The organism is Afipia sp. MLSD5-FHT05B12 (assembly GCF_058793355.1).
This window is the reverse complement of record NZ_JBXAFS010000001.1, coordinates 444,509-462,232: the sequence shown is the minus strand read 5'-3', so window position 1 is coordinate 462,232 and position 17,724 is coordinate 444,509. Positions and strand designations below refer to the sequence as shown.

Genomic DNA, 17,724 nt, shown 5'->3' with positions numbered 1-17,724 from the left:
TGGCGGGCATCGCCCGAAGGCGGCTGGCTGGCTGTCGTAGAATCCGTTGGTCGCTGCCAACGTGTTGCCACTTTTCGTAAAATGGCCGCGCCGGGTCAAGCCAGCGAACGATCAGTTTAAACCTATTGTAAACTGGAGTGTTGGAATTCGCGCGCCGACAAATTTAAGAACAACAAGACTTTCCAACACGGGACGCGCAAAATTGATGAATGCTGGCTCTCCTCACGACCCCGACGGCTCCTCGGGCAAAGACGCCGGCAACGAGTCTGGAACGACTCTAATTGAGCGTTCGATCCCTTTGACGGATAACCGCATCAACAGCCGCGACCTGTTCGTCGCCTCGCGCGAGATCATTATCTCGCATGGTGAGGACACCTATCGTCTGCGGCTGACGGCGCAAAACAAGCTGATCCTGACGAAATGAAAAGCAGAATGCCCGCTTCCCGAACGATTGGCGCGACGTTTGGCGTCACGCTCGCCCTCGCCGTGGGCTTTTACGCCAGCGCGGCCCCGCTCGCGGCGGCGCGCGCCGAAGGTATCATCATCCACGACGCCCGCGGCCGCGATGTGACCATCGGCAATACCGCGCGCATTGTCGCGATCGGCGGCGCCATCACCGAGATTCTGTATGCGCTTGGTCTTCAGGACAAGATCGTCGGCATCGACAGCACCAGCCTTTATCCGCCGAAGGCGCTCGGCGAGAAGCCGAACGTCGGCTACATGCGACAACTCAGCGCAGAAGGCGTGCTCGGCCTCAACCCGCAACTGATTCTTGCGATCGAAGGCTCCGGCCCGAAGGAAACACTCGACGTTATCGACGCCGCTAAAATTCCGTTCGTCTCGTTCCCCGAAACGTACACGGAGCAAGGGCTGATCGATAAGATCAAGCTGGTTTCCCATGCGATGGATGCGGACGCGCGCGGCGCCTGCCTCACCGCGGCGGTCAGCAGCGATCTCGCCGAGTTGAAAAAACTCCGTGACAGCGTCAAGCAGCCTGCGCGGGTGATGTTCGTGATGTCGTTCCTCAACGGCCGCGCCATGGTGGCGGGACACAAGACCGCGGCAAACGAGATCATCAAGCTGGCCGGCGGCGTCAACGCGGTGGACGGCTTCGATGGCTACAAGCCGGTCAATGACGAGGCCATCGTCGCCGCCAGGCCTGACGTCATTCTCACCATGCAGCGCGGCCGCGAGCAGCTCGACGCGCAGACCGTGTTCGCCAATCCATCGTTCGCGCTGACACCTGCCGCCGCCAAGAAATCGTTTGTCGCGATGGACGGACTGTATCTCCTGGGGTTCGGTCCGCGCACCGCAGCCGCCGCCCGCGATCTCGCACTGTCGCTTTATCCCGGCCTCAATGAGAAGGCCGCGACGTGGAAGCCGGCGGCGCTTTCCGTCGACTGCCGGAAATGACGGTGACAGAAGCGACGCCATTGGCTGCCGCCAGGGCCGGCGGGTCCATGCGCCCCTCCGCAATTGCCGTATACGCCGTTCTGACTGCGGGTGTTCTCGCGGTCGCACTGCTGGCGACCACCGTCGGAGCGGCCGGCATTCCGCTACCCCGTCTTGCCGCCGCGCTTGGGCTGAACATCGCCGGCGCCGATCCTGCCCTGCTCGCGCGCGACGAACTCGTGCTGTGGTCGATCCGGATTCCGCGCATCGCGATTGCCGGCATGATCGGCGGTCTGCTGGCGCTGTCCGGCGCGATCATGCAGGGCCTGTTCCGCAATCCCCTCGCCGATCCCGCGCTGGTCGGCGTATCCAGCGGCGGCGCGTTTGCCGCGGCATCGGCCATTGTCATCTCGGACAGTGCGTGGGGCGCGAGCCTCCGGTTCATGCAACTGGAGCTGCTGCCGGTCGCAGCATTCGCAGGCTCGCTGCTGACTACCACCATTCTCTACAGGATCGCGAGCCGCGAGGGCCGCACGTCAGTAGCGATTTTTCTGCTCGCGGGTCTGGCCATCGCGGCGATCGCCAATGCCGGCATCGGGCTTCTGGTGTTCGTCGCCGATGACCGCCAGTTGCGCGACATTACCTTCTGGCTGCTCGGCTCGCTCAGCGGCGCGACCTGGCCGAAAGCCGGGATGGTCGCGCCCGTCGCCTTGCTTGCGGTGCTGGCGATCCCGCTGATCGCGCGCGGCCTCGATGTGCTGGTGCTGGGCGAAGCGGAAGCGTTTCATACCGGCGTCGATGTCGAGCGGCTGAAGAAGATTGCGATCGTGCTGATTTCCGCGATGACTGGTGTCGCCGTGTCGATCTGCGGCGTGGTCGGTTTCGTCGGCATTGTGGTGCCGCATCTGCTGCGCATCGTGATCGGCCCCGGCCACCGGCTGCTGCTGCCCGCTTCGGTTTTCCTCGGAGCCATTCTTCTGATTCTGGCCGACACCATTGCGCGCGTACTGGCGGCGCCCGCCGAGGTGCCGATCGGAATTCTTACCGCTGCGCTCGGCGCGCCGTTCTTCCTGTTCATCCTGCTGCGGCAACGAAAGCTGATCGCATCGTGACCACGCTCGCCCCCGCCATGATCGAAGCCGATGCGGTCTGCATGAAAGTCCGGCATGCGACGCTGCTCGATCGTGTGAGTACGCGGGTTCATGGTGGTGAGACCGTCGCCATCGTCGGGCCGAATGGCGCCGGCAAATCGACATTGCTGCGGCTGTTGTCCGGCGATCTTCGCTGCACCGGCGGCGGCGTCCGTCTCAAGGGCCGCGACCTCGCGTCATTCTCCTCACGCGATCTTGCGAACCACCGCGTCATGCTGTCCCAGCACGTCAATGTCTCCTTCCCGTTCACGGTCGAGGAGATCGTCGCCATGGGCGCGGGCGATCGCTCGCGCACCGTCACTGCGCCGCTGGTGGAAGCCGCCATCGCCGAACTCGACCTGGCGCTATTCCGCCACCGCGAATTGCCGACACTGTCGGGCGGCGAACAGCAACGCGCGCATTTCGCCCGCGTGCTGGTTCAGCTCGCCTGCGGCGAAGCCGAACACGGCCCGGGCGTTCTTCTGCTGGATGAACCGACCTCGAGCCTCGATCTGCGCCACCAGATCAATCTCGTCGAAACCGCCAAGCGCCGGGCGCGCACCGGCACCGCCGTGGTCGCGGTGCTGCACGATCTCAATCTCGCCGTCCGCTTCGCGGATCGCATTATTGTTCTGCGCAAGGGAACGGTCGCCGCTGACGGCAGTCCCGCCGAGACGATCACCGACGCAATGATCAGGGACGTCTTTGACGTCAAAACCAATATCGGCTCCGAAGACGGCCAGCCCTATGTTCTGCTTCAGCGCATGCAGTAACGCCCATTTATGACGGCCGTGGACGGCCTGCATATGGGCGATTTCATATTCCGCACATCGAATTCAACGCATCCGATACTGCGGCGCACGCGCTGCCGATTGCTGTTTCGGCCCGCTTCCGTTATGTCTGATCAGGATTCAACTCCGGTCTCCTGCATTGCAGCACACGCAACATCCGATGTTTAACATCGGATGATTGTCGCCATGAGCGCCGGTGTGCTAGCCTCAGAGCATGAAGTCGCCGGTCAAACCTCGCCCGAAAACCGCCAGCAAGCTCGTCAAGCCCGGCCGCATCCAGGCCGTGTTACGGACGCTCGGCAGCGAGATTGCGCAGGATCTGATTCCGGTCGGCTCGACACTGCCGCCAGAGCATGACCTCGAAAGCCGGTTCAGCGTCGGGCGCGGCGTTGTGCGCGAGGCGATCAAGACGCTCGCCGCCAAGGGACTGGTCAGCGTTCGTCCTCGCCACGGCACGCATGTGCGGCCGCGCGGCGACTGGAGCCTGCTCGACCGCGATGTCCTGAGCTGGCTGATCAGCAAGGACGAACCCAATCGCGACCTGCTGCTGGCGCTTCAGGAAGTGCGCCTGATCATCGAGCCGGCCGCCGCCGCTCTCGCAGCCGAGCGCGCGACGGCGAAGGACCGCCGGCGCATCATGACCGCGCTGGCGGCGATGGAAGCCTCGCACGACGTGCCGACCGCCATCATCGCGGACAAGGCATTTCATCTCGCGATCATCGACGCCACGCACAATCCGGTGCTGCAAGGTTTCCGCGGCGCGATCGACACCATTCTGAGCGCCGTGTTCATGGTCGCCACCGGCAGCCCGGGATGGTTCAACGAGAATCTTCCGAACCACGCTATCGCGGCCCGCGCCATCGACGAGGGCAATGCCGAAAAAGCCCGCGCCGCGATGCAGCAGGTACTCGGCTATACGCAGTTCAAGCTGTCGACCAAGAAAAAATACGGACGCAACGCGAAAATCTCGCCGCGCAAGCAGACGGTCAACGGCAAGCTCAGGAAGAAGCGCGTTGCATGACGCTAACGCGGACCCGCGCCTGTGACACCGGGTTCGCCACACGAACCGGCGCATCACGACGCGATGGATGCTCCAGGCATGACTGGCATTGATGCAAATCCTTTGTGCAATTTCTGCAATACCTGTTCGAGCCCACTGCCATGCAGGCTTTCGTCGCATGCTTCGGGAACCGGGATCGTAGACGCGCGCCAAAAGCCCGCTTAAGCTGCCATCGAACCACCGACATCCGGCAAACGGATGCGGACACAAAGAACCGGCGCGACCGGACAATTCGGGAGGAACAATATGAAGCGCTTCACGCGAAAATTTGGGTTGCTGACGGCCTGCTCCGCCGCTGTTCTGGCCCTTACCGGCCCGACATCGGCACAAGAGACCTTCAAGATCGGCATCGTCACATTCCTGTCAGGTCCGGCGGCCGAAAGTTTCGGCGTCCCCGCAGGTAAGGGCGCGGAGTTCGTTATCGGCGAACTGAACAAGGGCGCCGGACCCGCCCCTTATAACAAAGTCGGCTTCGGCGGCATGAAGATCGAGTCCGTCGTTATCGACGAGAACGGCGGCGCGACCAAGCAGGTGCAGGAACTGCGCAACCTCTATCAGCGCGACAATGTCGATGCCGTCATCGGCTATATCAGCTCCGGCGACTGCCTCGCGGTCGCCCCCATCGCGGAAGAACTGAAGAAGCCCCTGTTCCTGTTCGACTGCGGAACGCCGCGCATCTTCGAGGAAGCAAAATACAACTACGTCTTCCGCACCGCAGCCCACGCCACTCAGGATAACGTCGGGCTGATCCGCTACATGAAGCTCAAGAACATCAAGATGGATACGTTCTCGGCCATCAACCAGGATTACGCCTGGGGCCAGGACAGCCGGGCCGACTTTGTCGCGGCCGCGGCCCAGCTTTACCCCAATGCAAAGCTCGGCGCCGATCTGCTGCCGAAGTTCGGCGCGGGCCAGTATGGCACCGAAATCTCCGCGCTGGTGTCGGCCGGATCTGACGTCGTCTATTCGAGCCTCTGGGGCGGCGATTTGCAGGCCCTGGTCCTGCAATCCGTGCCACGCGGCCTCGCCAAGCGCAGCCAGCTTGTGTTCAGCGCCGCCGATCACGTCCTGCCACCGCTCGGCGACAAGATGCCTGACGGCGTCATCATCGGCGCGCGCGGCGCCTATGGCCTGATGTCGCCGAAGACCCCGCTCAACGAGTGGTTCTTCGCCGGCTATGAGAAGGCCCACGGTTTCTATCCCGTGCAGGCGGCCTATCGCATCACGCAGTCGATCCTCGGCGTGAAGAACGCGGTCGAGAAGGCGATGGCCAAGAACGGCGGCAAGAAGCCGAGCGCCGACGAACTGGTCGCGGCGATGACCGGTTCCGAGTGGCAGAGCCCGGGCGGATTGATTCAGATGAAGAACGGCGACGGCCATCAGGCCATCCAGTCGATCGCCTTCAGCCGCACCAAGTACAACGCGGGAAAGAAGCGGGTCGATCTGGTCGACATCGTCAATTTCGAAGCCGAGTGCGTCAATCCGCCCCCCGGCGTGAAATCCATCGACTGGATCAAGGGCGGAATGAAGAGCGACAAGTGCAAGTAATCTGATCGCACATGTCACATCGAACGCGATGCGCTCCCTCTCCCCGATGGGGAGAGGGTTGGGGTGAGAGGTGCTGGATGCTTCCGCTCGAATACCGATCCCCCCAACCGGCGCTACGCGCCGACCTCTCCCCGCCGGGGAGAGGTGATTCCGGCGGCACGAAAGACAGATGAACACCTTACTCACAGTCATACTCGATGGCCTCATTCAGGCATCGTGGCTTTTCGTTGTGGCGCTGGGCCTGACCCTCGTTTTCGGCGTACTCAAGATTCTCAACATCGCACACGGCGGTTTCTACGCGCTCGGCGCCTATCTCGCTGCGACCGTCGTGACAATGGCGGCGGCGCGCAATGTTCCTCCGGGACCTGGCTTTGTCCTGATGCTGGTGTCGGTGGCCGCCATCGCCGCGGCGGTCGGCCTCCTGATGGAGCGCGGGCTCATCAAGCTGTTCTATGGCCGCGATGAAGTCGTGCTGCTGCTCGTGACCTATGCCGTCTTCCTGATCTTCGAAGACGTGACCAAGCTGATCTGGGGCGTCAATCCGATCTATGCGAACCAGCCCTATGAACTATTCGGCAATGCCGAATTCGCGGGGCTGTTCTACGTCGGTTACGATCTCATGCTGATCCCGCTGTCGGCGGCGATCGGATTCGCGGTGTGGTTCGCCCTCAACCGCACCACCACGGGGAAGATCGTCACCGCCGTGATTCACAACGCCGAAATGAGCGCGAGCATGGGCGTAAAAATCAATCGCGTCTACGCGCTTGCCTTTGCCTTCGGCGTGATGCTCGCGGCGCTCGCTGGCGGCCTGACCGCGCCGAAGATTTCCGTGCAGCCCGGTTTGAGTTCGGAGATCATCATCCTGAGCTTCGCCATCGTGGTGATCGGCGGCCTTGGCAGCATCGAAGGCGCCGCCGTCGGCGCCATCCTCGTCGGCATGGCGCGCGCCGCATCGGTCCACCTGCTGCCGCAGGCCGAACTGTTCATGATCTATCTCATCATGGCCGCCGTGCTGATGTTCCGGCCCGAAGGCCTGTTCCGCCGTGAAGTCGCGAGGCGCATCTGATGAAACACGCCACGCACCCTCTCGCCCTTCTGGGTCTGGTCGTCCTCGCCGTGCTGTTCGGCCGAATCATTCCGGCGTGGACGCTATCGCTTGCAACCGTTGCCGCCTCAAAGGCGCTCGTGGCGCTCGGCATTGTCGTGCTGGCGCGGACGGGCAACGTGTCCTTCGGACAGGGCCTGTTCTATGCCGGCGGCGGCTATGGCGTGGCGCTGCTCGCGATCACCTTCGGCGTCACCGACGCCGTCGCGCAGGTCATCATCGGCGCGGTGTTCGGCGGACTCCTCGGCCTGATCATCGGCCCGCTCATTGCGCGCTATACCGGAATCTTCTTCGGCATGCTGACACTGGCATTGTCGATGGTGCTCTACGGCGCGCTGGTCAAGACGACGATCCTTGGCGGCTCGGACGGCTTCAACGTCGGGCGCCCCACCCTGTTCGGCGCGGTGTTCAATGATCCGCGCGAGGCAGACTTCATGCTCTATGCGGTGTCGGTCGTCGCCACGGGCCTTGCGGGTATCTTCGCCACGATCCTGTTCCGCTCGCAGTTCGGGCTGACAAGCCTCGCCGTGCGCGAAAACAACCTTCGCGTCGAATATCTCGGCACTTCCGCGAACCGCATCATCACCATCAACTTCGTGATCGCGGCGACATTCGCAGGCGCCAGCGGAGCGCTCGCACTGATGGCGCAGCGGCACATCGATCCGGAATTCGCCTACTGGACCACCTCCGGTGACTTCGTCTTCGTCGCCGTCCTTGCCGGGACGCAGAGCGTCGCGGCGGTGTTCGTCTCAGCGCTCGCGCTCGAACTCGTGCGCTCATTCTCGAATCTCTACCTTCCGAACACGTGGCAGCTCGTGCTTGGCGTCTTCCTGCTAGCCGTCATCCTGTTCCTGCCGCGGGGCATCGGCTCGCTCTGGAGCGGGAAAAAACGCAGGGTGTCCGAACCGCTGCCAGACGCGGCAATCGCCGAGAAAGGATCGGTGTCATGAAGCCCGTCCTCTCCGTGCGTGGACTCCAGAAGCGTTTCGGCGCGGTGGTCGCCGCCGACAACGTCAGCATCGATATTCCCGCCAGCCAGAAGCTCTGCCTGATTGGCGCAAACGGCGCCGGCAAGACCACGTTCGTCAACATGGTGACGGGATACATCAAGCCCGACAGCGGCGCGATCGAACTCGACGGCTTGCCGATCGGCCGGCGCTCCCCGCGCGGCGTTGCCAGGCTCGGAATCTCGCGCTCGTTCCAGATTCCGCAGCTCTTCATTGAGCTCACCGCTGCCGAAAACCTGACCGTCGCGGTCTCCAGCGCGGAAGGCGGGCGGCTGTCGTTGACGGTTCCGGCGGAAGCCGGCGAGCGGCATGACAAAGCGCTGGCGTTACTGGATCGCTTTGGTCTCAAGGGTCACGCCGATCGGCCGGTATCCGAACTGGCTGGCGGCGTCCGCAAGCTGGTCGATATCGCCATGGCGCTGGCGCGGCGTCCGAAACTGCTGCTGCTCGACGAGCCGACCTCCGGCGTCTCGGCGGAAGAGAAATTCGCCACCATGGACCGCGTCATCCACGCCGTCTCGGAAGAGGCCGCCACCATCGTCTTCGTCGAGCATGACATGGATATCGTCAGCAAGTATGCCGACCGCGTCGTCGCCTTTTACAACGGCCGCATCCTGGCCGACGGCGAGCCATCAACGGTGCTGAAAGACAGCGAAGTCCGCCGTTATGTGACGGGAGGCGCGAAATGACCGCTCCCCGCTCCCTGCTCGAGATCGACAATCTCGCGGTCGAAATCCAGTCGATGCCGGCGCTGCGCGGCTTCACCATGCACTTGACCGAAGGCGGCATGGTCAGCCTGGTCGGCCGCAACGGCGCCGGCAAAACCACGCTGATGCGCTCGATCATGGGTCACCTCACACCGAAGCGCGGCACGATCCGTTTTGGCGGCGAGGATCTGGCGGCCCTGCCGCGTCATGCCCGCGCCAGCCTCGGTATCGGCTATATGCCGGAAGACCGCGGTTTGGTGCCGCAACTGACGGTGGAGGAGAATATCCTGCTGCCGCTGTGGGTCGCGAAGGATATCGACCGCAAGGCGCGGCTGGACTTCGTCTATGAGGTGATCGGCGAACTCGTGACCATGCGCGACCGCAAGGCACTGCTGCTCAGTGGCGGGCAACAGAAGCTTGTCGCGCTGGGGCGCGCGCTTGGGATTGGAACCAGGTGCCTGCTGCTCGACGAGCCATTCGAAGGGATCGCACCTGCCCTGTCCGAGAGAATCTCCGACGTGCTTGCCTCGCTCAAGGGCAAGGGTTTAACTGTATTGATGTCGCAGTCCGATTTGAATCACTCGCATACTTTGTTTGATTCAGAATTTGTGATCGAGCGCGGGGCAAATTTCTCAACCTGACGCTGAGATCAGGATAGGTAGCGGAATCCATGGACTGGTCGAAATACCCGATTCCGGCAATGCGGCTGGAAGCCCGCTTCGGCGACCGTATTGTACCGGCCTTCGAGAACCGCCCGGCGAACATCTGGGATATGGTCGCCGCCGCCGCTGCGCGCAACCCGGATGGCGAAGCGCTGATCTGCGGGGATGAGCGCCTGACATGGCGCGAGGTCGCGCGGAAATCCGCGCAGGTCGCCGCAGGCTTCAAGGAGATCGGGCTGAAGCCCGGCGACCGGATCGCGCTGCTGCTCGGCAATCGCATCGAGTTCGTGCTTGCGCTCTACGGCGCGGCGCATCTGGGCCTCGTCAGCGTGATGCTGAGCACGCGGCAGCAGAAGCCCGAGATTGCCTATGTTCTGGCCGACTGCGGCGCGGCGCTGATTATCCACGAAGACGGGATGGCGGACCGCCTGCCCGATGACAACGAGATCCCAACCCTGCTTCATCGCGTCTCGATCGGCGTGACCGGCGGGTCACTGGCGTTTCAGGATCTGATCGCGACCGAGACATCGCAGACACCGGTGGCTGTCAGCGAGCAAGACACCGCGATGATCCTCTATACGTCGGGTACGACGGGCAAGCCCAAGGGCGCGATGCTCGCCCATTGCAACCTGATCCACTCGGCGACGATCTACGAGGCCTGCCTCGAACTGACGCAAACCGACCGCTCGATTGCCGCCGTTCCGCTTGCGCATGTCACCGGCATTGCCGCCAACATCATGGCCATGGCCCGCTGCGCGGGCGCGCTCATCATTGTCGCGGAATTCAAGGCGGCGGAGTACCTCAAGATCGCAGCGCGCGAGCGCGCCACACAGACCGTGATGGTGCCTGCGATGTACAATCTGTGTCTGTTGCAGGCGGACTTCGACTCCTACGATCTTTCCGCCTGGCGCATTGGCGGCTACGGCGGCGCGCCGATGCCGGTTGCGACCATCGAGAAGCTGGCGCAAAAGCTGCCCGGATTAAAACTCGTCAATGCCTACGGCTCGACCGAGACGTCATCTCCATCGACCATCATGCCGCCGGCGTTCACCGCGAGCCATAGCGACAGCGTCGGCCTGCCCTGTCCCGGCGCGCATATTATCGTTGTCGATTCATCCGGACGCGAACTGCCGCGCGGCGAGATCGGTGAAATCTGGATTCACAGCGGCTCGGTGATCAAGGGTTACTGGAACAATCCGCGCGCGACGGCGGAGAGTTTCACCGCCGGCTACTGGCATTCGGGCGATCTCGGATCGATCGACGAGCAGAACTTCGTTCGCGTCTTCGACCGGCAGAAGGACATGATCAATCGCGGCGGCCTCAAAATCTACTCCGCCGAGGTCGAGTCGGTTCTCGCCAGTCATCCCGAAGTCCTGGAAAGCGCCATCGTCGCGCGGCCGTGTCCGGTGCTGGGCGAGCGCGTTCACGCTGTCGTGGTTGTGCGCTCGAACATCGACCAGCCGACCCTGCGCGCGTGGTGCGCCGAGCGTCTGTCGGATTACAAAGTCCCCGAGACCATCTCGATCGGCACCGATCCGCTGCCACGCAACGCCAATGGCAAGGTGATGAAGAAAAACCTACGCGACGCGCTGGTCGATTCCTGAGCGAGGCGCCGCCGGATCGCGCCCTAGTGACTGATCATCCACGGCCGCGCGGTTGGAAAGCTTTTCGCGCCGCTGCGGTTCTTGGTCACCAGCCGTGACGGCTTGGTCGAACAGCAGCCGCAGCCCGGCTTGTGCGAAGCCTTGTACTCCCCAAGCGTCTTCGGCGCGTTGGCGCTGCGCTCGTTGATCGCGTGCGACTTGCGCTTGTCCGCCGGCATGCAGGAGAAGCGCGGCGCGGTCAGAATGACCCGTGGCGCAGCGACCGCGCACTTCGGACAGTCCTGCGGCGCATCGAACTCGGCCATCGGCCGCATGTCGGTGAAGGGTCCGCAATCGTTGCAAAGATATTCGTAAACCGGCACAGCCCGTCTCCCTCGGTTTGTCCTGTTGTCTCTCGATCCCGGCGGACGCAGAGGCGGCAAGATACGCACCGCCCCTGCATCGCCTCGCGGGTTACTTGTCCGGTGACAGCGGCATGTCGATGCCGCCCTTAATGTGTTTGATCGGGCCTGCCGACGACGGCATGATGTCGAAGTCGAAGATTTCCGTCGGCAGCCACAACGTGGCGCAGGCGTTCGGCACGTCGACCACGCCGGAAATGTGCCCCTGACACGGGGCCGTTCCAAGAATCGAATAGGCCTGCGCGCCGGAGTATCCGAACTTCTTCAGGTACTCGATGGCATTCAGACATGCCTGACGATATGCGATATGCACGTCGAGATAGTGCTGCTTGCCGGCTTCGTCGACAGAGATGCCTTCGAAGATCAGGAAGTCCTTGTAGTTCGGCGTCATCGGCGACGGCTTGAAGATCGGGTTCTTGATGCCGTACTTCGCCATGCCATCCTTGATGACGTCGACCTTGATATGCAGCCAGCCCGCCATCTCGATCGCGCCGCAGAAGGTGATCTCGCCATCGCCCTGGCTGAAGTGAAGATCGCCCATCGAAAGACCCGCGCCCGGGACGTAAACCGGGAAATAGATCTTCGAACCGCGCGACAGATCCTTGATGTCGCAGTTGCCGCCATGCTCGCGCGGCGGAACGGTGCGCGCGCCTTCCGCCGCGGCCTTCGCCTTGGCATCGCCCTTCATGCGGCCCATATGCGCAGTCGGGCCGAACGGCGGATTGGCGAGACCCGGCACCCGGGTCGGATTTGTCGCGATCAGCGCCGTCTCGCGCTCGTTCCACATCGACAGCATTTTCGGATCGGGCAGACAGCCGATCAGGCCCGGATGAATGAGGCCTGCGAAGTTGACGCCGGGAATGTGCCGCGACGACGTGTACATGCCCTTGAAGTCCCAGATCGACTTCTGCGCCAGCGGGAAATGGTCGGTGAGAAAGCCGCCGCCATTCTGCTTTGAGAAGAAGCCGTTGAAACCCCACAGGCTTTCCTTCATCGGGCCGACGTCGAGCAGATCGACCACCAGAAGGTCGCCCGGCTCCGCGCCCTTGACGCCGATCGGGCCCGACAGGAAATGCACGATCGACAGATCGATATCGCGCACGTCATCGGCCGAGTCGTTGTTCTTGATGAAGCCGCCGGTCCAGTCATAGGTCTCGATGATGAAATCGTCGCCCGGGCTGACCCACTCCACCATCGGGATATCCGGATGCCAGCGATTGTGAACCTTGTCGTTGTCGTAGGCCGACTGGTTGAGATCGACCTTGATCAGTGTGTCTGGCATTTAGGATGCTCCCCTGGTTACAAACGTCGTCGTTAAACTGAAAGATATTTGGCGACCTGCGCGGCATCGATGCCGTCGCGCTTCTCGTCACGGACGATCTCGCCGTTCTCGATCACAAGAACCCGATCGGCGACATCCAGCGCGAAACTGAGAACCTGCTCCGAGACAATGATCGAGAGACCGCGCTCGTCACGGATGCGTTTCAGCGTGCGCGCCATTTCGCGGATGATCGATGGCTGGATGCCCTCGGTCGGCTCGTCCAGCAGAAGAACCTTCGGCTTGGTCGCGAGCGCCCGCGCAATCGCGAGCTGCTGCTGCTGGCCGCCGGAGAGATTACCGCCGCGCCGGCCTTTCATTTCGAGCAAAACCGGAAACAGCTCATAGATGTCGCCGGGCACTTCTTTTTCACCCGAGGTGACCAGCCCGGTTTCGATGTTCTCCTTCACCGTCATGGTCGAGAAGATCATGCGGCCCTGCGGAACATAGGCGAGACCCTTGGCGACACGCTCATAGCTCTTGAGCGCGCTGAGCTCGCTGCCCTCCATGGTGACCGAACCGCTTTTGGTCGGAACGATCCCCATCAGCGACTTCATCAGCGTGGTCTTGCCCATGCCGTTGCGGCCCATGATCGCGACGATCTCGTTGGGCGAAACCGAGACGTTGAGACCGTGCAGGACTTCGCTCTGTCCATAAGCGACGTGAAGGTCCGAGATCGCGAGCATGGTATCTTCCTTAATGGCCGAGATAGACTTCGATAACCTTCGGATCGTTCTTGACCGTCTCCATCGAACCTTCCGACAGGATTTTTCCCTGATGCAGCACGGTCACCTTGTGCGCGATGTCCTCAACGAATTTCATGTCGTGCTCGATCACCAACACCGAGCGATCCTTGATGATGCGGTTGAGCAGCTCGGCGGTCTTGACCCGTTCGCTGACGCTCATGCCGGCCACCGGTTCGTCGAGCATCAGCAAGTCGGGATCCTGGATCAGAAGCATGCCGATCTCGAGCCACTGCTTCTGGCCGTGGCTCAATAATTCAGCACTCATGCCGAGACGATCCTTCAGGAAGATCATCTCCGCGACTTCCTCGACCCGATCCCGCACGGTCGCGTCGCGCTGGAATGTCAGCGCGCCGAATACCGTGCGCCCGCGCGGATAGGAAATTTCGAGATTCTCGAACACGGTGAGATCGTCGTAGATCGACGGCGTCTGGAATTTACGCCCCACCCCGGCCTGGACGATCTGGTTCTCCTTCATCCTGGTCAATTCCTGATTGCGGAACTGGATCGAACCGGATGTCGCCTTGGTCTTCCCGCAGATCAGATCCAGCACCGTGGTCTTGCCGGCACCGTTCGGACCGATGATGACGCGGATCTCGTTTTCATCGACGTAGAACGACAGGTCGTTCACCGCCTTGAAACCATCGAACGACACCGTGAGCGCCTCGACCGCGAGCAGGAATTCCTTGGGTTGATGACCGACAAGCATGATGTGCTCCTATTCCGCCGGTGCGCCGTCGGCGACCGAGCCGCCGGTCCAGCCGTTCTTGCCGTCCGCCTTCGGCTTGCGCGATGAGATCAAACGGTCGATGCGGCTCTGGATGTGATCGCGCCAGATTCCGGCGAGCCCGTTCGGGAAGGCCAGCACCACCGCGATGAACAGGCCGCCGAGGCCGAACAGCCACAGTTCGGGAAACGATTCCGACAGGCTGGTTTTGGCGAAATTGACAAGAAGCGTGCCGTACACCGCGCCGAGAATGGAGAGACGTCCGCCGACCGCGGCATAGATCACCATCTCGATCGACGGCACGATGCCGACGAAGGACGGTGACATGAAGCCGATCTCAAGGGCGAACAGTGCGCCGCCGATGGAGGCGAAAACCGCCGCCGCGCAGAAGGCGAAGATCTTGAAGTTGGCGACGCTGTAGCCCGAGAACCGGACACGGTCTTCCTTCTCGCGCATCGCAACCAGAATGCGCCCGAGTTTCGAATGACGAATGAACTGGGCAATGCCAATGCAGCCGAACAGGCAGGCCACCTCCACGAAGTAGAGAATGAACTTGGCGTTGTCGGTGCGGATATCCCAGCCCTTCAGCGTGCGCAGATCGGTGATGCCATTGACGCCGCCGGTGTAACCCTGCTGGCCGATGATGAGGATGGTCAGGATCGCAGCAATCGCCTGGGTGATGATGGCGAAGTAGGTGCCGCCGACGCGGCGCTTGAACATCGCGGCACCGATGATGAAGGAAAATATCGCAGGCACCGCGATGATCGCGATGATCGTAAAGGTCAGACTGTGAAACGGCTTCCAGAAGAACGGCAGCTGCGTGATCTGATTCCAGTCCATGAAATCCGGAATGCCGGGCGTGGACTGAATCTTGGTGTTGGCAACGCTGGATGCTTCCAGCTTGAGAAACATCGCCATGCAGTAGCCGCCGAGGCCGAAGAATACCCCCTGCCCGAGACTGAGAATTCCGCCGTAGCCCCAGCAGATCACAAGGCCGATCGCCACGAACGCGTAGGTCAGATATTTCGCGACCAGATTGAGCCGGAAGATATCCAGCGTCAGCGGCAGGATGACCACCAGCAGCACCGCCAGCGCCAGGATGCCGAGAAGTTCGGAGCGGTTCGCGAAGCGCGGATTGTCGTTGATGGTTTTGGCGACGACAGTTTGCTCGGAGCTTTTCTCAACGCTTTTCTTGGACATTTTCCTGGCCTTTTCACTTCCGGACCTTGAGGGCGAACAGCCCCTGTGGCCGCAGCATGAGGATGCCGACAATCGCGAGGAGCGTGAGAACCTTGGCCATCGAGCCCGACAAGAAGAACTCCATGGTCGACTGGGCCTGAGAAATGGTGAAAGCCGAGGCGATGGTGCCGAGCAGGCTGGCAGCACCGCCGAACACAACCACGAGGAACGTATCGACGATGTAGAGCTGGCCTGACGTCGGACCGGTCGAGCCGATCATCGTGAAGGCCGAGCCTGCGACGCCCGCGATGCCGCATCCGAGACCGAAAGTGTACCGATCAACCTTCTCAGTGTTGATGCCGACGGCGCCGGCCATCACGCGGTTCTGCACCACGGCGCGGACCTGCCGGCCCCAGCGCGATTTGTACATGATGTAGGCGACGGCGACGGTGATCAGCACCGTCAGGCACATGACGAAGATGCCGTTGATGGGCACTTCGATGGTGTCGGTGAGCTTGAGCGAGCCCAGCATCCACTGCGGCAGTTCGACCCCGACCTCGCGCGCGCCGAAGATCGAGCGATAGGCCTGCTGCAGCATCAGGCTCAGGCCCCAGGTCGCGAGCAGCGTATCGAGCGGGCGCTTGTAGAGATGCCGTATCAGCGCCCATTCCACCAGCATGCCGAGCGCGCCGGATGCGATGAACGCAAGTATCATTGCGAGGAAGAAGTAACCGCTGAACAGCGAGGGCAGATAGGCCTGAAAGAAATTCGACGTCATCCAGGTGACGTAGGCGCCGAGGATCATGAACTCGCCGTGCGCCATGTTGATGACGCCCATCTGGCCGAAGATGATCGCAAGTCCGAGCGCCATCAGAACGTAAACGGAGAACAGGATAAGGCCTGCGAATCCTTGCATCACAAAGATCGAGCCGAGATCGCCAATCGAATAGTCGCCGAACATTTCAATTCTCCGCGGAGAGGAAGTCTCGCGCCGCAGACGAATCCGCGGCGCGAGGGCTGCGGGCGTGGATTGACGATCCACGCCAGGGAGCTCAGCTATCGGAGAGAGGCTTACTGGCAGCCCGTCTTATTGGTAGCCCTTGGGGAACGGATCGGGCTCGACCAGATCGGCGGTCTCGTAAACCACCTTGAACTGACCATCGAGGCCGGCGAGACCGACACGGGTCTTTGACCAGAGATGGTGGTTCGGGTGGATCTTGACGTAACCTTCCGGCGCCTTGGTGAACTCGATGCCCGCGGATGCCGCCGCGATCTTGTCGACATCGAAGCTGCCGGCCTTCTCGACCGTCATTTTCCAGAGCCACGGGCCGAGATAGGCAGCCTGTGTGACGTCTCCGATCACGGTCTTCTCGCCCCACATCTTCTTGAATGCGGCAACGAATTCCTTGTTGTTCGCGTTGTCGAGCGACTGGAAGTACTTCATGCAGGCGAACGCGCCCGCGATGTTCTCGCCGCCGATACCGTCGATTTCGTCCTCGGTGACCGAGATGGTCAGCAGCGTCTGCTTCGACAGGTCGATGCCCGCCGCCTTGAGCTGCTTGTAGAACGCGACGTTCGAGCCGCCGACGATGATGGCGTAGATCACATCGGGCTTGGTCAGCTTGATCTTGTTGATGACCGAGTTGAACTGGGTGTGGCCGAGCGGGAAGTATTCCTCGCCGACGACCTTCGCGCCCTGCAAGTGGCCCTCGATGTGCTTGCGCGCGATCTTGTTCGACGTGCGCGGCCAGATGTAATCCGAGCCCAGCAGGTAGAATGTCTTGGCGCTCTTGGTCTTGTTGACCCAGTCGAGGCCCGCGATGATCTGCTGAGTCGCTTCCTGGCCCGTGTAGATGACGTTTTTCGATTGCTCGAGGCCTTCATAGAAGGTCGGGTAATAGAGCATGCCATTGTACTGCTCGAACACCGGCAGCACCGCCTTGCGCGAGGCCGAGGTCCAGCAGCCCATCACCGAAGCGCACTTGTCGTTGACCAGCAGCTTCTTCGCCTTTTCAGCGAAGGTCGGCCAGTCGGATGCGCCGTCTTCCTGGATAAACTTGATCTTGCGGCCGAGCACGCCGCCCGAGGCGTTGATCTGCTCAATCGCCAGCTTTTCGGCCTGCACCGATCCCGTTTCCGAAATCGCCATGGTGCCGGTCACGGAATGCAGGATGCCGACCGTGACTTCGGTGTCGGTGACTGCGAGGCCTGTGGTGTTGACCGCTGATGTTGCCGGTCCAGCGCCGAACGATGGTTTTGAGACCAGCGACATGGCGGGCAGCGCCGCCATCCCCATCAACATTTTTCGCCGGAACGCGGACTGTAAGCCCTGATTTTTGTCGTCTGACAT

The 17,724-nt window shown here is 62.0% G+C and carries 18 protein-coding genes; 11 read left to right on the top strand and 7 right to left on the bottom strand.

From position 1 onward, the window contains the following. Window positions 1-205: 205 nt before the first annotated feature. The 11 genes from AC1Q6J_RS02015 to AC1Q6J_RS01965 all read left to right on the top strand — a co-directional run bounded on the left by AC1Q6J_RS02015 (window position 206) and on the right by AC1Q6J_RS01965 (window position 11,006). Window positions 206-424: a hemin uptake protein HemP gene (locus AC1Q6J_RS02015; RefSeq protein WP_492277729.1), complete on the top strand. Its 219-nt coding sequence runs from the start codon at window positions 206-208 to the stop codon at window positions 422-424. An 8-nt stretch (window positions 425-432) separates the two neighbouring features. Next, a complete protein-coding gene (locus tag AC1Q6J_RS02010; protein WP_492277647.1) occupies window positions 433-1,413 on the top strand; it encodes a heme/hemin ABC transporter substrate-binding protein in 981 nt (326 codons plus the stop codon). Beyond that, the gene (locus AC1Q6J_RS02005) at window positions 1,410-2,504 is read left to right on the top strand and encodes a FecCD family ABC transporter permease (RefSeq protein WP_492277646.1); all 1,095 of its coding nucleotides are present in this window, start codon (window positions 1,410-1,412) and stop codon (window positions 2,502-2,504) included. Before AC1Q6J_RS02010 ends, AC1Q6J_RS02005 begins: the two co-directional genes overlap by 4 nt. 17 nt (window positions 2,505-2,521) lie before the next feature. Next, window positions 2,522-3,295 carry a heme ABC transporter ATP-binding protein gene (locus AC1Q6J_RS02000; protein WP_492277728.1) on the top strand — a complete coding sequence of 258 codons (774 nt, stop codon included), beginning with the start codon at window positions 2,522-2,524 and terminating at the stop codon, window positions 3,293-3,295. A gap of 232 nt (window positions 3,296-3,527) precedes the next feature. Continuing rightward, window positions 3,528-4,334, top strand: coding sequence for a FadR/GntR family transcriptional regulator (locus tag AC1Q6J_RS01995; RefSeq protein ID WP_492277645.1), 807 nt, complete (start codon window positions 3,528-3,530; stop codon window positions 4,332-4,334). Window positions 4,335-4,619: 285 nt separating this feature from the next. After that, window positions 4,620-5,921: an ABC transporter substrate-binding protein gene (locus AC1Q6J_RS01990; RefSeq protein WP_492277644.1), complete on the top strand. Its 1,302-nt coding sequence runs from the start codon at window positions 4,620-4,622 to the stop codon at window positions 5,919-5,921. Between the two features lie 169 nt (window positions 5,922-6,090). Further along, on the top strand, window positions 6,091-6,987 hold the full coding sequence (locus tag AC1Q6J_RS01985) for a branched-chain amino acid ABC transporter permease (RefSeq protein ID WP_492277643.1): 897 nt from the start codon (window positions 6,091-6,093) through the stop codon (window positions 6,985-6,987). Then, the gene (locus tag AC1Q6J_RS01980) at window positions 6,987-7,976 is read left to right on the top strand and encodes a branched-chain amino acid ABC transporter permease (protein ID WP_492277642.1); all 990 of its coding nucleotides are present in this window, start codon (window positions 6,987-6,989) and stop codon (window positions 7,974-7,976) included. Before AC1Q6J_RS01985 ends, AC1Q6J_RS01980 begins: the two co-directional genes overlap by 1 nt. Further along, window positions 7,973-8,722: an ABC transporter ATP-binding protein gene (locus AC1Q6J_RS01975; protein WP_492277641.1), complete on the top strand. Its 750-nt coding sequence runs from the start codon at window positions 7,973-7,975 to the stop codon at window positions 8,720-8,722. Before AC1Q6J_RS01980 ends, AC1Q6J_RS01975 begins: the two co-directional genes overlap by 4 nt. Then, window positions 8,719-9,381 carry an ATP-binding cassette domain-containing protein gene (locus tag AC1Q6J_RS01970; RefSeq protein WP_492277640.1) on the top strand — a complete coding sequence of 221 codons (663 nt, stop codon included), beginning with the start codon at window positions 8,719-8,721 and terminating at the stop codon, window positions 9,379-9,381. Before AC1Q6J_RS01975 ends, AC1Q6J_RS01970 begins: the two co-directional genes overlap by 4 nt. Before the next feature lie 29 nt (window positions 9,382-9,410). Further along, on the top strand, window positions 9,411-11,006 hold the full coding sequence (locus AC1Q6J_RS01965) for a class I adenylate-forming enzyme family protein (RefSeq protein ID WP_492277639.1): 1,596 nt from the start codon (window positions 9,411-9,413) through the stop codon (window positions 11,004-11,006). A 23-nt stretch (window positions 11,007-11,029) separates the two neighbouring features. Here AC1Q6J_RS01965 and AC1Q6J_RS01960 read toward each other — a convergent pair whose 3' ends face one another. From AC1Q6J_RS01960 to urtA, 7 genes are all read right to left on the bottom strand, one after another. Then, entirely contained in the window at window positions 11,030-11,368 is a 339-nt protein-coding gene (locus tag AC1Q6J_RS01960; RefSeq protein ID WP_492277638.1) for an FmdB family zinc ribbon protein, read from the bottom strand. Between the two features lie 91 nt (window positions 11,369-11,459). Next, the gene (fmdA, locus tag AC1Q6J_RS01955; protein ID WP_492277637.1) at window positions 11,460-12,689 is read right to left on the bottom strand and encodes a formamidase; all 1,230 of its coding nucleotides are present in this window, start codon (window positions 12,687-12,689) and stop codon (window positions 11,460-11,462) included. Window positions 12,690-12,721: 32 nt separating this feature from the next. Then, window positions 12,722-13,411: an urea ABC transporter ATP-binding subunit UrtE gene (gene urtE, locus AC1Q6J_RS01950; RefSeq protein ID WP_492277636.1), complete on the bottom strand. Its 690-nt coding sequence runs from the start codon at window positions 13,409-13,411 to the stop codon at window positions 12,722-12,724. A 10-nt stretch (window positions 13,412-13,421) separates the two neighbouring features. Beyond that, the gene (gene urtD / locus AC1Q6J_RS01945; protein ID WP_492277635.1) at window positions 13,422-14,177 is read right to left on the bottom strand and encodes an urea ABC transporter ATP-binding protein UrtD; all 756 of its coding nucleotides are present in this window, start codon (window positions 14,175-14,177) and stop codon (window positions 13,422-13,424) included. 9 nt (window positions 14,178-14,186) lie between these two features. Beyond that, window positions 14,187-15,395 carry an urea ABC transporter permease subunit UrtC gene (urtC, locus tag AC1Q6J_RS01940; protein WP_492277634.1) on the bottom strand — a complete coding sequence of 403 codons (1,209 nt, stop codon included), beginning with the start codon at window positions 15,393-15,395 and terminating at the stop codon, window positions 14,187-14,189. A gap of 13 nt (window positions 15,396-15,408) precedes the next feature. After that, a complete protein-coding gene (gene urtB / locus AC1Q6J_RS01935; RefSeq protein WP_492277633.1) occupies window positions 15,409-16,335 on the bottom strand; it encodes an urea ABC transporter permease subunit UrtB in 927 nt (308 codons plus the stop codon). Between the two features lie 126 nt (window positions 16,336-16,461). Beyond that, on the bottom strand, window positions 16,462-17,724 hold the full coding sequence (urtA, locus tag AC1Q6J_RS01930) for an urea ABC transporter substrate-binding protein (protein WP_492277632.1): 1,263 nt from the start codon (window positions 17,722-17,724) through the stop codon (window positions 16,462-16,464).

What these genes read in the sequence shown, in the direction of transcription:
- AC1Q6J_RS02015 (WP_492277729.1), top strand. Translation starts at nt 206, where the DNA reads ATGAATGCTGGCTCTCCTCACGACCCCGACGGCTCCTCGGGCAAAGAC.
- AC1Q6J_RS02010 (WP_492277647.1), top strand. Translation starts at nt 433, where the DNA reads ATGCCCGCTTCCCGAACGATTGGCGCGACGTTTGGCGTCACGCTCGCC.
- AC1Q6J_RS02005 (WP_492277646.1), top strand. Translation starts at nt 1,410, where the DNA reads ATGACGGTGACAGAAGCGACGCCATTGGCTGCCGCCAGGGCCGGCGGG.
- AC1Q6J_RS02000 (WP_492277728.1), top strand. Translation starts at nt 2,522, where the DNA reads ATGATCGAAGCCGATGCGGTCTGCATGAAAGTCCGGCATGCGACGCTG.
- AC1Q6J_RS01995 (WP_492277645.1), top strand. Translation starts at nt 3,528, where the DNA reads ATGAAGTCGCCGGTCAAACCTCGCCCGAAAACCGCCAGCAAGCTCGTC.
- AC1Q6J_RS01990 (WP_492277644.1), top strand. Translation starts at nt 4,620, where the DNA reads ATGAAGCGCTTCACGCGAAAATTTGGGTTGCTGACGGCCTGCTCCGCC.
- AC1Q6J_RS01985 (WP_492277643.1), top strand. Translation starts at nt 6,091, where the DNA reads ATGAACACCTTACTCACAGTCATACTCGATGGCCTCATTCAGGCATCG.
- AC1Q6J_RS01980 (WP_492277642.1), top strand. Translation starts at nt 6,987, where the DNA reads ATGAAACACGCCACGCACCCTCTCGCCCTTCTGGGTCTGGTCGTCCTC.
- AC1Q6J_RS01975 (WP_492277641.1), top strand. Translation starts at nt 7,973, where the DNA reads ATGAAGCCCGTCCTCTCCGTGCGTGGACTCCAGAAGCGTTTCGGCGCG.
- AC1Q6J_RS01970 (WP_492277640.1), top strand. Translation starts at nt 8,719, where the DNA reads ATGACCGCTCCCCGCTCCCTGCTCGAGATCGACAATCTCGCGGTCGAA.
- AC1Q6J_RS01965 (WP_492277639.1), top strand. Translation starts at nt 9,411, where the DNA reads ATGGACTGGTCGAAATACCCGATTCCGGCAATGCGGCTGGAAGCCCGC.
- fmdA (WP_492277637.1), bottom strand. Translation starts at nt 12,689, where the DNA reads ATGCCAGACACACTGATCAAGGTCGATCTCAACCAGTCGGCCTACGAC.
- urtE (WP_492277636.1), bottom strand. Translation starts at nt 13,411, where the DNA reads ATGCTCGCGATCTCGGACCTTCACGTCGCTTATGGACAGAGCGAAGTC.
- urtD (WP_492277635.1), bottom strand. Translation starts at nt 14,177, where the DNA reads ATGCTTGTCGGTCATCAACCCAAGGAATTCCTGCTCGCGGTCGAGGCG.
- urtC (WP_492277634.1), bottom strand. Translation starts at nt 15,395, where the DNA reads ATGTCCAAGAAAAGCGTTGAGAAAAGCTCCGAGCAAACTGTCGTCGCC.
- urtB (WP_492277633.1), bottom strand. Translation starts at nt 16,335, where the DNA reads ATGTTCGGCGACTATTCGATTGGCGATCTCGGCTCGATCTTTGTGATG.
- urtA (WP_492277632.1), bottom strand. Translation starts at nt 17,724, where the DNA reads ATGTCAGACGACAAAAATCAGGGCTTACAGTCCGCGTTCCGGCGAAAA.